This is a genomic window from Acetobacterium paludosum, from assembly GCF_008086595.1.
GTDB classification, from domain to species: Bacteria; Bacillota; Clostridia; order Eubacteriales; family Eubacteriaceae; genus Acetobacterium; species Acetobacterium paludosum.
The window spans coordinates 237696-252720 of sequence record NZ_RXYA01000002.1 but is presented as its reverse complement, the minus strand read 5'-3'; the positions used below and the strand labels follow the sequence as shown (position 1 = coordinate 252720).

Genomic DNA, 15025 nt, shown 5'->3' with positions numbered 1-15025 from the left:
GAACTAGGGGCCTAAGCAATGCGAAAATTTGCACAAAAAGATAGACTTTTGGCTGTGGCGAGAAAACAGGAGGTTGATAAACCGCCTTGTATCTGTCCAGGTGGAATGATGAATATGATATCCAGGGATATTATGGTGAAATCCGGTTGCCTTTGGCCTGAAGCACATATGGATTCTGAAAAAATGGCAGCGCTTACCTATGCTTTAAATGAAGCTGGTGGTTTTGAAAATTACGGAGTGCCCTTTTGCATGACGGTGGAAGCCGAGGCAATGGGAGCAAAAGTGAACATGGGCGATCTGATCTGCGAGCCCCATGTGGTGGATTCGCCATTAAAATCAACTTCACAGGTGAATTTATTACAGCAGATCGATGTAAATTCCGGCAGAGTGAAAGTGGTGCTTGACGCTATCAAAATTCTAAAAGCTAAAAATACGGATGTGCCGATTATTGGCAATGTGACGGGGCCAGTCAGCACGGCGGGTACCTTAGTGGACATGTCTGTTTTAATGAGAGAATTCCGTAAAAAACCGGCTGATGCCGAAAAACTGATGAATTTTATCGTTGAAAACTTGGTTGTCTATGCTAAGGCTCAAGTGGAGGCAGGGGCAGATGTCGTGTGTATTTCTGAGCCAAGCGGAACAGGTGAAATATTAGGTCCCCAAATATTTAGAGATTTTACTATAAAATACGTCAATAGAGTTTTAGATGCGGTGGATGTTCCGGTGAAAATCGTTCATATATGCGGTAAGTTGAAAAGAGTCTATCAAATTATTCCGGAATTTCACTGCAACATTTTCAGCTTTGATGCCATTGTACCGATTATGGAAATCAAGCCATTTATCCCGGAAATGGCGGTAATGGGAAATGTAAGCAGTTTTGCATTGGGGGAAGTATCTTCGGAGAAGGTGAAAAGCCTGGTGAAGCTCGCCATGACAAAAGGGGCGGATGTTGTCGCACCGGCTTGCGGGTTATCGACTACGACACCTTTAATCAACATTCAAACCATGGTAGAAACAACAAAACAGGAAATAGTCAGTTTATAAAGGATTAATGGGAGTAAAAAATGCCAAGAATTATTATAAAAAACGGTGCCGATATCGATCGTGTTTATGAATGCGATCCAGAGGACAATCTGTATCATTTCATGACCGGACTGAATTTAATTGATGCACCCTGCGGCGGGGTGGGGTGTTGTGGAAAGTGCAAAGTGAAAATTTTGGAGGGGAATGTTATTCCCGCAGATGCCGAAAAAGAATTCTTTTCAGAGCAAGAAACAGCCGCAGGATGGCGTTTGGCGTGTCTGCATACGGTCAAGGGTGAGCTAACCCTTGAATTGGAACCTGAAGAGGTCATCGGGGAAATCATCAGCAAGGGTTTTTTAAAAGAATTTACTAAAAAACCATATATTTCCAAGCACCTCGATGAACTGGGCAATACTCTTGTTATGGCGGGCAATGAGGTGATTGATCGGGAAGTGGGAGATACCAGAAATCGACTTTTTGGTCTCGCGATTGATATTGGGACAACCACGGTTGTCGCCGCTCTGATCGATATGTCAAACGGACGTGAACTGTCCAGCATGTCCTGTTTAAACGGACAAAAAATCTTTGGACAGGATGTAATTACAAGAATAAATTATGCCATGATCCAGAAAAACGGGACATTAATTCAGCAAAAAACGATTTTGACAGATTTAAAAAATTTAATTGCGAAGATTATTGCTGAATGCCACAGGGAGTATGATTTAACAGCCAATGATATTTATGAAGTTACCGTGGGCGGCAATACGACGATGATTCATCTGTTGGCCGGAATTGACCCTTCATCAATGGGAACGGCTCCCTATACACCAGGATTTAGAGGTCCCTTGATATTAAGTGGAATAAATGATTTGCAATTGCCGGTATCAAAAAATTGTCTGGTATACTGTCTGCCTTCAGTGTCGGCTTTTGTCGGCGGAGATATTACAGCGGGAATATTAGCCTGCAGCATTCAGCAGAATCCCGGTAACATTCTGTTTATTGATATCGGAACCAATGGGGAAATGGTGCTTTCAAAGGGTGGAAAACTTTCGGCCTGTTCCTGTGCCGCGGGTCCTGCTTTGGAGGGAATGAACATCAGCTGTGGAATGAGAGCTGCCAATGGCTCTATTGAAGAGGTAAAACTACGAGGTGATGGTGCTGATATCAGTGTGGCGATTTCCGTGATTGGGAACGAAAAACCAAAAGGTCTTTGTGGCAGCGGACTGCTTTCCGCTGTGGCAGAACTCAACAGAACGGGCATATTACGGAAAAGCGGAAGACTACTTGATCATCCTCTGGTAGAAAAAGTGGCGGGTAAAAAACACTTTATTATTGATCAGGAAAATGATATCTATTTGACCCAGCAGGATATCAGACAGGTGCAGCTTGCAAAAGGAGCGATCCTTTCCGGGATTCAGGCAATGGTTCAGGCAAATGAAATGACTTTCGGAGAAATCAATCAGGTAATGGTTGCCGGTCAGTTTGGTGCTAATTTAAAAGCAGAAAGTTTGACTGGTGCCGGACTAATTCCCAGTGAATTGGAAGATGTGATCACTTATGTGGGAAATACTTCGAAATCTGGAGCATATCTTTGTTTGCTATCTACAGAAGAAAGAGCAACCGGCGAAAAAATAGTCGATGAAGTTAGCTATATTGAACTATCAAGGCTGGCCGGTTACGAGAAATTATTTATTAAGGCGATGAAGTTTTAAAAAAGGTGATTTAAAAAATGTGCTGAGGATTGATGACTGTTTAGAAAACAACCATCAATTCTAGAGCAATTTGTTTTTCGGAGTTTAAATAAGATAATAATTGTATTGCTTTTATTTTATAAAATATTGGTGAATATCCAACAGGTGGGGATACTTGGCAAACAAAGAATCCACCCGTTCTTTTGCCTTTTGAATAATGTCAGCGGTGCGTTTTGGATTTCGATCATATCCCAGACAATAGTACATTAAATCAACTGAATGGATCAGTGCCTCATCAGCACTAAAATCAAAACCTTCAGTTTGCTTTTGAAGAATAGCACTGAAGGTGGAATAGGTAGTTGCTAGAAAAAGAGTAAGATTTTTTTCTTGATTGTAGTTGTTTGGCTGCATATGTATAATCAATTTAAGATAAATCTGTTTAAAGCTACTTGCATAAATAGCTTCGCAGCTAATATTTTCCGATTGCGTCATCCTGACAAAACTGAGCTTTTCAGGATTGGCTATATCTATGCGCGAATTGAGATCATAAAAGCTGACAATGTATAAAAAAATATCTTCGTCAGGATTAACAATATATTTGAGGTAGGTTGATAAAATCTGATAGTCTTCTTTATAAATTTCGATAGCAATATTGCGCTTAGTCTTGAAATGATAGGTAATCAGGCCTTGGCTGATACCAATCTCTTGAGCGATGCGACGAAAGCCAACCTGGTAGCCTTCTGTAAAAAAAAGATTTTTGGCAGTATCATAAATAAGTTGTTTGTTTGTTTTTGCTTTATTAACACTCATAGTTTCTCCGTTTCGATAATATAAAATCAATTAATTAAACCACATAAACAACGAATTATCAATACTAAGCTATATGTGCATAAAGAAAGGGTTGACGTGCTAATGTTGCGATGATAAACTATACACGTATTAATCGATGGTTTGTTATTAAATTATTTTAGTACAGAAGCGTACTGAAGATAATAAAATTTTATTATCGATCAAGGAAATAAGCTAAAACTCAAAGCGAAATATCATATCATGATATTTCGCTTTTTTAAATGCGATTAAAATGTTTTTATTGAAATTAATTTGCAGTAGTGGTAAGATCTATACAAATGATTTGTTAGGATCAAGGTGCTTTTAAAAATGCAGATAAATTAGAAAAAAATGATAATTTAAACGAAGATAAAATGATTGACTGATTTATAAGACAGATTATATCTGGAAAATATTGAATTAAAAGGCAAAGAGTGAAAATTTAAAAGGAAAAGGTGGAAAAATGAAAAAAAGCAGGAGCTTCTTATCAAAAATGATTTTGTCTATTGGGTTACCAACTGTAATCGTATTCGCATTAATGGTCGGGACACTGTTGTTTGCTGAAAATGCTCGAAGTGTTGTGTGGATAACTGGAGGAATCGGACTGGTTATCATAATGGGAGTCATCATTTTAGCATCAAAAAAAACATCGAATATTATAAACGGACTTGCAGAAGTTACCAGTCGGCTTGCAACAGGAGATACGGATGTTGATATAAATATCCAAAATTCGAATGATCAATTAGGTGAACTGAGTTTAGCAATAGCTACGGTTGCTGAGAACATCAAGACTCATTCAATTGTTGCAAAGAAGATGGCGGATGGAGTCTTGTCGGTTGAAATACAGCCAAATTCTGAAAAAGATTTACTTGGAAAGAGTTTGCTAACCATCAGGGATGCTGTTAAACAGCTTGAGACAGAAACAGCCATGGCTGCGGATTCAGCAAAAAGCGGAAATTTTGATAAAAGAGGCAGTAGCAAAGCGTTTTCGGGTGATTACAAAACAGTGATCGAGAATGTGAATCAAACCATGGATGCAATTGTTGACAAGATGGAACTTTACTTGGCAATTGTTGATGCACTGCCTTATCGAGTGACCACCATGAATAAAGATAAAAAGATTATCTTTGTAAATAAAACACTTGAGGATCTGATGATACTAACTGGCACGGCTGAGAATCGGGAAGCAATTTATGGAGTGGACTGCAATACGTGTAATTTAGAAATGTGTAATACCGAAAACTGCGGTATTAGACGACTTCATGAAAAAGGTCTATCGGAATATCCTTTCGAATTCATGAACCGGTATTACAGAATGGATACCGTGGATATGAAGGACAAAAGCGGAGATTTAATCGGTTTTGTTGAGATATCCCATGACACAACTCCTACGATGAGTGTTAATGTTTATACTGAAAGAGAAGTAAAAAGATTGGCCAGCAACCTGTTGAATTTGGCAGACGGAAATTTGGATTTTGACACGAATATTGCGGAAGTTGGGGAATATACGGTTGAAATAAATGACGAATTTAAAGAGATCGAAATGAGTTTAGGGCTAGTTAAAAAATCAATTGCCATCTTGATTGAGAATGTAACTGCGCTCTCCACCGCAGCCATCGAAGGAAAACTGGATAAAAAAGCAGATGAAACAAAATTCAACGGATCTTGGAAGACTCTGATTAGTGGGATGAATAATATCCTTGAAGAAACGGCAAGACCAATACGAGAAATTGCTGATGTTATGAATAAAATGTCAAGCGGAAATTTACAAGTAACAGTTAAAGGCGAGTACAAAGGCGAATTTGATGATCTGAAACAGTCGGTCAATAAAACAGCCACTAATTTAAACATGGTTGTTTCGAAAATATCCGAGGTAACCGGGAATATTGCTGATGGAAATTTTGATATTGAAAGTGTTATAATCTGGCAAAATGATTTTGCTGATGTATCTCATGCATTAAATAAAATTGTTGAAACATTAAATTCTTTAGTCGGAAATATTAATGATGCCGCCGAACAGGTAACAGTTGGCTCCAATCAAGTATCCGACGCAAGCCAGGCATTAGCTCAAGGTTCGACGGAACAGGCAAGCTCGGTACAGGAGTTATCAGCCTCCATTGCGGAAATTGCAGATCAGACGAAACAAAATGCAATTAATGCGAACAAAGCCAAAGATTTGACGACGGATGTTCAGGAGTACGCCGCTAAAGGCAATGCCCAAATGGCCGAAATGCAGAATTCAATGGCTGAAATCAATAAATCTTCCAGTGCTATATCAAAAATTATTAAAGTCATTGACGACATTGCTTTCCAGACCAATATCCTGGCTTTGAATGCTGCAGTTGAAGCTGCGCGTGCCGGACAACATGGTAAAGGATTTGCAGTGGTTGCAGAAGAAGTCCGTACTTTGGCAGCACGAAGTGCGGAAGCTGCCAAAGAAACATCAGGTCTTATTGAAGGATCCATTGAAAAAGTAAAAGACGGAACAAACATTGCGGATGAAACAGCAGCAGCCCTTAATGAAATTGTTGAAGGAATCGTCAAAGTAACAGATTTAGTCGGAAATATTGCAGAAGATTCGAATGAACAAGCTTCTGGTATTGCCCAGGTTAACATGGGAATTGAGCAGGTTGCCCAGGTTGTTCAAAATAATTCGGCAACGGCGGAACAGAGTGCAGCAGCCAGTGAAGAGCTTTCCGGTCAGTCAGAAATGTTAAAGGAAATGATTGGACAATTCCAATTAAGAAAATGATCGGAATTCATTAATAAATAAGGAACATGATTTAATAGCGACAACTCTTTTTTCGGTAAATCAATCGATGATTTAATCCGAAAAAAGAGTTTTTTTGATGTTAGGGAGAGAATTTTTATTATTAGATTACTTTATCCTCAGAAATGTTTTCATGATTTATAAATATAAATTACTAATTTTGAATATTCGATGGATATTTAAAAATATTTAGGGTATTCAATAAAACATAGCTTTAAAAAATTTCAATTTTAAAACTTAAGGTTATAAAATAATTTGGATAATGGAGAGGAAATGTGTCAGTGAATTTTGAAAATGAACCAATGATGGATATATATATTTTTGAAACAAATCAAATGTTGGATCAATTGGAGCAAGCAATTATCAGTAGTGAAAAACAGGGCGGTTTCAGTGCTGAAAATATCAGTGAAATATTTCGTTTTATGCATACAATTAAAGGTTCATCAGCCATGATGCTTTTTAATACGATTGAAAGGGTGGCCCATACCGTTGAAGATATTTTTTATTTTATAAGAGAACAAAAACCGGAGCAGTTGGATTATTCAGGTATTTCTGACCTTGTTTTGGAATGTGTTGACTTTATAAAAATTGAAGTTGAAAAAATTACGAATAAAAATGAGCCTGATGGTGATGCCGAAACCTTAATTGAAACCTTAAAAATCTTTCTTGATGGAATGAAAGCAGAATCTGGTGGAGTCGAAATAAAGGATAAGCCAGAGGAAACAAAGGCTAAACAATATTATATACCACAGGAAAAAAATCCCGCCGTATCATTAAGTGCTTGCTTTCATGCGCTTGTTTTTTTTCAAGATGATTGCATGATGGAAAATATTCGAGCATACACTTTAATTTTAGGACTAATGGATATGGTAGAAGAAATTTATTTTTCACCAGCTGATATCGCGGATAATCCCGAGACGGCCATTGAAATTCGAGAAATGGGGTTTGAAGTTTATATGAAATCGGATGTTGGTTATGAAATGATTAAAGCTTATTTTGATAAGTGTATTTTTGCTGATCGATTATCCGTTCGAGAAGTGGATGAAAGGGCTTTGAAAGCATTTCAGAAAGAATTGGAAGTTGCTAAACCAGTGATACCGCAAGCACCATTGATTGATTTATTCGAGGATAAAAAATCACAACCGGCATCAAATGAAGTGACAGGAAAACCTAATGGCGCAAATGGTCAAGCCATGATTAGTGTAAATGTTGATAAACTTGATAAACTTATGGATTTGGTGGGTGAATTGGTAATATCTGAATCAATGGTGACCCAAAGTCCGGATGTCGAAAATATTGAATCCGAGAATTTCCATAAAGCATCTTTAGAGCTTCATAAAATTACTGAAGAACTTCAGGATATGGTGATGGCCATAAGGATGGTTTCTTTATCAAATACTTTTATGAAAATGAACCGAATTGTCCGGGATATGTGTAAGAAACTGAACAAAGAAATAGTTATGGAATTTATTGGTGAACAGACGGAAGTTGATAAAAATATCATTGAACATATTTCGGATCCTTTAATGCATGTAATAAGGAATTCTATTGATCATGGAATTGAAGACGAGGATGAACGACTAATTAAAGGAAAAGATAAAGTTGGACATATAATTCTGGAAGCTAAAAATATGGGTAGCGATGTTCTTATTGTTGTAAAAGATGATGGGCAGGGGCTTTCAAAAGAAAAAATCATTGAAAAAGCAAAAAAAAATGGAATTTTAGAAAAATCTGAAGAAGAAATGACGGATCGGGAAATTTACAAACTCATTCTACTACCGGGATTTTCTACAAATGAGGCAATTACTGAGTATTCCGGACGGGGTGTTGGTATGGATGTGGTAGTGAAAAATTTAGAAAGCATTGGAGGAGTCGTGTTGGTTGAAAGCGAACCTGATCATGGAACCACCATTACGATGAAAATTCCATTAACCCTGGCGATTGTTGAAGGTATGAATATTAGTGTCGGCAGATCTCGGTATACGATACCCATAACAACAATTTCAGAATCATTCAGACCTCAGGCAGGTGATTGTTTTAGAGATCCGGATAATAATGAAATGGTCATGATTCGAGGAAAATGTTATCCAATTTTGCGATTGCATGAACATTACAAAATAAAAAATGGTCAAACTGATTTATCAAAAGGTATTCTTATTATGGTGGAACAAGATGAAAAACGAATCTGTATTTTTGCGGATGAATTGCTGGGACAACAACAGGTGGTGGTGAAATCCCTTCCCCATTATGTAACATCTATGAAGAAAATTCTTGGATTGGCTGGATGTACCCTTCTGGCTGACGGGAGCATCAGTTTGATTATGGATATAGGGGGACTAAGTGGATTGCGTATCCAATAGCGTTTATGAAAGGAAATAAAAATGAATAATGAAGCAGTGAATATTTTTGATGAAGAAGTTGATCAAAAGGGACAATATCTAACATTTTTATTGGAAGATGAAGCTTATGGGATTTGGATTGGCTATGTCACAGAGATTATTGGAATATTGCCATATATGGAAGTTCCAGAATTACCGAATTATATCCGAGGCATTATCAATCTGCGAGGCCGAATTATTCCAATCATGGATATGCGATTGCGTTTTAGCAAAAATTTTGTTGATTATAATGAACGAACCTGCATTATTGTCACTGATATAGAAGCAGATACTGTTGGCCTTATTGTTGACAGTGTTTCAGAAGTTGTTACGATTGGTGACAATAATATTATTGACAAGCCTATGATGAGTACGGGAATTTCAAACCAATTTGTTAAAAACATCGGTAAAGTTGGTGATGAAGTAATACTATTATTGGATTGTGAAAAAGTACTAATGCATAATGAATTTGAAAAGCCGTTAAATGAAGATGAATAAGAGAGGAAAATAAAATGAATTGGTTTAATAATTTAAAAATTGGGACAAAATTGATTTTCAGTTTTTTACTTGTTGCTTTAATTGCAGGGGGCATTGGTATTCTCGGAGTAGTTAATATTAAAACCATCGAAAAACAGGACATGTATCTTTATCACAACATGACCGAACCCCTCGGTGAATTGATTTACATTGTTGAATCTTTTTCTGAAATTAATTCAAGTATTAATAATATTGTGACTGCATCGTCCCAGGAGGAAATAGCCACACTTGAAACTAACATTCAGAAAAATAGTGCATCTTTTGATAAATATTTAAGCAGCTTTAAAACTACTTTGATATCCGAGGAAGGAAAACAACTGGTTGACGAGATTACGGACAAAAAAGGAAGCTTAGATAAACTTATATCGGAAGTAATTACTCTTACAAAACAGGGTAAGCAGCCTGAGGCAGCCGCACTTAAAAAAGGTAGTGACTATACAAATATACTAGATGTTATTAACAAGGATATTAATCGTGCAATTGAAATAAAACTTCAAACTGCGGAAGAAACAGCGACAGATAATACCGCGATTGCGAACTCATCGACGGTTATGACTATAATAATTCTTTTCATAGGAATAACACTGTCAATTATTCTAGGCTTATTTGTATCATCTACGATTAAAAAACCTGTTCGTAAAATGATGGCAGTATCCAAGAAAATGGCGGATGGAGATTTGGATGTAACTGTTGATATTCATACCAAGGATGAGATGGGAATATTGGCAGATTCGTATAATCAAATGCTGACGAATATCAATGAAGTTTTGCACAATATTAATGAAGCAACCGATCAAGTTTCAACCGGTTCCCGACAGGTCTCGGATTCAAGTATTTCTTTAGCTCAGGGTGCCACTGAACAGGCAAGTTCAGTGGAGGAGCTGACATCATCAGTCGAAGAGATTGCGTCGCAGACCCGTTTAAATGCAGATAATGCAAATCAGGCCAATGAATTAGCTGAACATACAAAAAATAATGCAATTGCCGGAAATAATCATATGCAGCAAATGTTACGATCAATGGAAGATATTAGTGATTCATCCAATAATATATATAAAATTATTAAAGTCATTGATGAAATTGCGTTTCAAACAAATATTCTGGCACTTAATGCTGCGGTAGAAGCAGCTAAAGCGGGGCAGAATGGTAAAGGATTTGCGGTCGTAGCGGTAGAAGTCAGAAATCTGGCAGCGCGTTCAGCGAATGCAGCAAAGGAAACCACAGCACTTATTGAAGGTTCAATTAAGAAGGTTGAAGGCGGCACCAAAATTGCCAATGAAACAGCAACAGCCTTGAATCAAATTGTTGAATCGATCGAGAAAGTATACACGCTTATTAATGATATTTCGGTAGCTTCAAATGAACAGGCAATTGGGGTTGAACAGATTAATCAGGGAATCGTTCAAATTTCTAACGTCGTTCAGGCTACTTCAGCGACTTCAGAGGAAACCGCTGCAGCCAGTGAAGAATTGGCCAGTCAAGCTGAGCTTTTGAAAGAACAGGTAGCCCGTTTTAGACTTCGACGAAATTCATTTTTGGAAGGTGGGAGTTATGATCAATTAAATTCTGAAATGATACGAATGTTTGATAAAATGAAAGAGGAAAATAAACAGGCAATTATTAGAAACAAAAAGAAGGAAACAGAGACCTCTTCTGATAAACGAATTCTTCTTAGTGATGATGAGTTTGGAAAATATTAGATAAATGTAATTGAAAATTCTGGGAGGTGACACGAATGATTGAAATTACGAAAGAAGAGTATGCACTCCTGACGGATTATATTTATAAGGAGTCTGGAATAAACTTAAAAAAGAACAAAGAACTGCTTCTTGTTGGGCGGCTGCGCAAGTTGCTTATTGAATTGGGCTTTGATTCTTTCTCAGAATATTACCATTATTTAATCAACGATAAAACCGGAGGGGCTAGTTCGGTATTGATTGATAAAGTTTCTACCAATCATACTTATTTTATGCGAGAATCGGATCATTTTGAGTATTTTAAAAATACCGTGTTGCCTGATTTAAAAAAAAAGAAAGAAAACGGGGTGAAGCGCGATATTCGATTATGGTGTGCGGCCAGTTCAACTGGGGAAGAACCTTATACTCTTTCTTGTATCATGAAGGAGTATTTTGAAAAAGACACACCTTTATGGGATACCAGCCTTTTGGCTACTGATATTTCAACCACAGTATTGGCAACTGCAAAAAAAGGAATTTACAGTTGTGAAGATATCGAACCGCTCCCAAGGATTTGGAAACTAAAATATTTTGTACGTCAGGATGATAGTTTTGTTAGGGTTAGTGATGAAATCAGAAATAATGTAATCTTTCGTCGGTTCAATCTAATGAATCCGGTGTTCCTATTTAATCAAAAATTAGATGTTATATTTTGTCGGAATGTGATGATTTATTTTGATCAGCCCACAAAGGATCGACTTTCTGAAAAAATGTATGATTGTCTCGAGCCAGGAGGTTATCTATTTATCGGTCACTCTGAATCCATTGATCTGCGAACAACAAAATTTAAATACATGATGCCTTCAGTCTATCAAAAATGCATTTAAAAGATCGTTTTTCAAGGAATGACAATAGGAGGAGGTAGGGAGAAAAAGTTGTGATTTAAAAAGCTTTTGAGGGTGAATGGAGTGATCAAATGAACAAAATTAAAGAACAATTGGAATCTAAAGATAAGGCTTGGCTCGTTTCCACGCTTTTTAGTGCTGGAGATGCCATTATGACCAGTGGGCTCGATGGGTGTGTCGATTTTCTTAATGTCATGGCTGTTGAAATATTAGGGAGACCCTCTTCTGAATTGATTGGGAAACCCTTTACTGAGGCCTTTGAAATTTATAATCATGGAGAAAATACTCCTATTTGTTTTGGGAAAATCAATCATAGTATTGGTCTGCCCTCCCAATCGTTTTATGTTAGACCCGACGGTGAAATTAAATATTTGTCAGCCCGTTTATCACCAATTTTTTCAGATTCAGGAGAACAGATCGGCAATGTTATTGTCTTCCGGGATATTTCAAAAATTATCCATGCAGAGGAATTAATTAAAAATGAACGCAATAATTTAAAAACAATATTTCAACTGATGCCGACAGCTATGGTAATCACTGATATAAATGGAATCATTCGTGAAACTAATCAGGCCTTTCTAAAAATCTTTGGAATGGATAAATGCAAAGTGATTGGAAAAGGTTTCGGAGATGCTTTTGGGTGTGTGAACAGTTATGAAGGTGGTTGCAATGCTTCATCAAACTGTGCTTTCTGCAGAATAAGAAGCGCAATGAATAAAGTAGCTGAAGATGAAATAGCAGTAAAAGAGAATTCGGTTCCCTTTAAATATATTAGAGAGGGAGTTGAACAGCTAATATTCTTAAATACCAGTATCATGATAAGCATCATTGAGGAAAAAATGGAGTTTGTCATGACAATAGAAGATATCACTGAAACAATTTACTATGAAAAAAGCTTGAAAGATGCCCGAAATGCTTGCATGATAACATTAGACAGCTTGCCAATGATGATTTTTAAAATTGATAAAAATCATGATTGTGATTTTTTTAATGAAACATTAAAATCTTATTTGAATATCGATAAGGGATCATTTTTGGAAGCACTCCAGATGCATATGAAACCTTCTGAATATATACGGCTTTATCAGGTCTTTAATGAAGCCTTTCTGATGGAGAAATCTTTCAATATTGAAGTTGAATTATCGGCATCCGATGAAACCTATCGGATTTTCAGAGGAATGGGAAATCCTTATTATGAAAAAAATGGTGAATTCGCAGGAATAATTGGTCTATTTCTTGATATTCATGATGAACGATGTGCCGAAGAACTATTTCGAAAAAGTCAGCAAAAGTATTTTTCGTTATTTACAAACCTGGACAGCAGTATTACATATTTCAAAGCAGTTTATGATGATAATAAGACAATCATCGATGCAGAGCTGATTGAAATGAATCAAGCAACTGAAAAACTATTTTGTACTAGTCGCAATATGGTTATCGGTCATCGGGTTACTAAGACAAACTTTCTTGATTCAGAGGAAATCAGTAAGCTTCTCAAATGCTTTAATAAAGAGCTTTATGAAAGTAAAAATATTAATATTGAAGAATATTATTCAGAGCGGTTGAAACGATGGGTGGAAGCATCTATTTGCAGTCCTGAACCAGATCATATTGCAGTGCTTACCTGGGACATCGATGCTAAGAAGCAAACAGAAATAAAATTGAAATCGGCGATGGAACGTTCTGACGAGGCCAATCGTGCGAAAAGTGAATTTTTAGCAAATATGAGCCATGAAATTCGAACACCACTTAACGGTATTATTGGTATGATTGATCTTACCATGATGGAGTCTCTTTCTGAGGAACAGCAAGAAAACTTAAACACCGCTAAAAGCTGCGTTCATTCATTGATCGATATCATTAATGATATTTTGGATTTTGCCAAGATTGAAGCGGGAAAATTGATGATTGAACCAATGAGTTTTAATCTCATTGACATGATTGAAATGACCATAAAAATGCACCAAAATCATGCAATAGAAAGAGGATTAAGCTTAAGTGTTCATTATGAAAATGTACCGAAAATATTTGTTATTGGTGATAGCAGACGACTTAAACAGGTTTTAAATAACCTACTGAGTAATGCTATTAAATTTACTAATGTAGGGTCAGTCAAATTGATTGTCAATCAGGAGGTTATTTCCGAAAAAACAGATCAGGTGATGCTTCATATTGATGTGAAAGACACAGGCATTGGAATTGATCCAAGTAAATATTCAAAACTTTTTAAGAGCTTCAGCCAAATTGATGGCTCGCATACCAGAAAGTACGGAGGCACAGGTATCGGATTGGTAATTACCAAACAGTTAACAGATATGATGGAAGGAAAAGTTAGCTTTATCAGTGAATTTGGCTTAGGAAGCACCTTTTCCGTTCATATTCCAATGAGAACCACAAATAAAATAGGAGTAAAATTAGAAGAAAGCGTTCCGGAAGCCATGTTTAATGGCAATAAAATTTTATTAGTAGAAGACGACCGGGTCAACCAGATTGTTATGTGCAAGATGCTGAAGAGTTTCGGAATCGAGACTGATTTAGCTGAAAATGGAAAAGAAGGGGTCCTATTGTCAGGAAAAAATAAATACGATCTGATTCTGATGGATGTGCAAATGCCAGTAATGGATGGGATAATGGCGACACAAATTATCCGGCGAAAAAGAGAATTGGAGGATATAGAATATTCTGATTTTCAAAAATTGGATCTATTATTAAATGAAGCAACCCCGATCATTGCATTGTCGGCTTATGCACTTAAAGGGGATGAAGCAATCTTCAGAGCCAGTGGTATGGACAGTTATTTATCAAAACCGGTAGATCGTAATCAAATGAAGAGTTTCCTGGGTGAATATTTAATAAATAAAAATACCAGTGAACTGGCAATAATAAGAGATCGAGTCGAGCGTTATCATAAAAACAGTAATGAGAATTCCGGGAAAAATGAAAATATACCAGTAACAGTAGATGGGAGAACAAGAATAGAAATTAATCAGAAAATTACGCAGCTCAAAGCCCTTGTTATGGATAGAAATTTTGTGATGACAGAGGTGGTGGCGCATCAATTAAAACAACTTTTTGATGAAATAAACGCAGTAGGATTAAAAGATCTTGTTTTTAAACTGGAATTGGCGATTCGCAAAGATCAATTGGAAAATATACCCGAATATTTACAACGGATTGAAGAAATTTGGCTAATAATGAAACAAGATAAAGTTTAGGA

The 15025-nt window shown here is 36.7% G+C and carries 9 protein-coding genes; 8 read left to right on the top strand and 1 reads right to left on the bottom strand.

Annotated features, from left to right (window positions below; translation table 11 throughout):
* Positions 1-18: 18 nt before the first annotated feature.
* Positions 19-1044 (top strand): MtaA/CmuA family methyltransferase, encoded by a 1026-nt coding sequence (locus tag FZC41_RS03305; protein ID WP_148565955.1) that lies wholly within the window; start codon positions 19-21, stop codon positions 1042-1044.
* A gap of 20 nt (positions 1045-1064) precedes the next feature.
* On the top strand, positions 1065-2735 hold the full coding sequence (locus FZC41_RS03300; RefSeq protein ID WP_148565954.1) for an ASKHA domain-containing protein: 1671 nt from the start codon (positions 1065-1067) through the stop codon (positions 2733-2735).
* A 111-nt stretch (positions 2736-2846) separates the two neighbouring features.
* Here the strand turns inward: FZC41_RS03300 and FZC41_RS03295 are convergent, their stop codons facing one another.
* Positions 2847-3524 (bottom strand): TetR/AcrR family transcriptional regulator, encoded by a 678-nt coding sequence (locus FZC41_RS03295; protein WP_148565953.1) that lies wholly within the window; start codon positions 3522-3524, stop codon positions 2847-2849.
* A 481-nt stretch (positions 3525-4005) separates the two neighbouring features.
* Between FZC41_RS03295 and FZC41_RS03290 the strand changes: the two genes are divergently transcribed.
* From FZC41_RS03290 to FZC41_RS03265, 6 genes are all read left to right on the top strand, one after another.
* Positions 4006-6294: a methyl-accepting chemotaxis protein gene (locus FZC41_RS03290; RefSeq protein WP_148565952.1), complete on the top strand. Its 2289-nt coding sequence runs from the start codon at positions 4006-4008 to the stop codon at positions 6292-6294.
* A 293-nt stretch (positions 6295-6587) separates the two neighbouring features.
* A complete protein-coding gene (locus FZC41_RS03285; protein WP_148565951.1) occupies positions 6588-8672 on the top strand; it encodes a chemotaxis protein CheA in 2085 nt (694 codons plus the stop codon).
* Positions 8673-8693: 21 nt separating this feature from the next.
* Positions 8694-9188, top strand: coding sequence for a chemotaxis protein CheW (locus FZC41_RS03280; protein WP_148565950.1), 495 nt, complete (start codon positions 8694-8696; stop codon positions 9186-9188).
* Positions 9189-9202: 14 nt separating this feature from the next.
* Positions 9203-10927, top strand: a complete 1725-nt coding sequence (locus tag FZC41_RS03275; protein ID WP_148565949.1) for a methyl-accepting chemotaxis protein — start codon at positions 9203-9205, stop codon at positions 10925-10927.
* A gap of 35 nt (positions 10928-10962) precedes the next feature.
* Positions 10963-11790, top strand: coding sequence for a CheR family methyltransferase (locus FZC41_RS03270; protein ID WP_148565948.1), 828 nt, complete (start codon positions 10963-10965; stop codon positions 11788-11790).
* 89 nt (positions 11791-11879) lie between these two features.
* The gene (locus FZC41_RS03265) at positions 11880-15023 is read left to right on the top strand and encodes a PAS domain-containing hybrid sensor histidine kinase/response regulator (RefSeq protein ID WP_148565947.1); all 3144 of its coding nucleotides are present in this window, start codon (positions 11880-11882) and stop codon (positions 15021-15023) included.
* Positions 15024-15025: the final 2 nt, after the last annotated feature.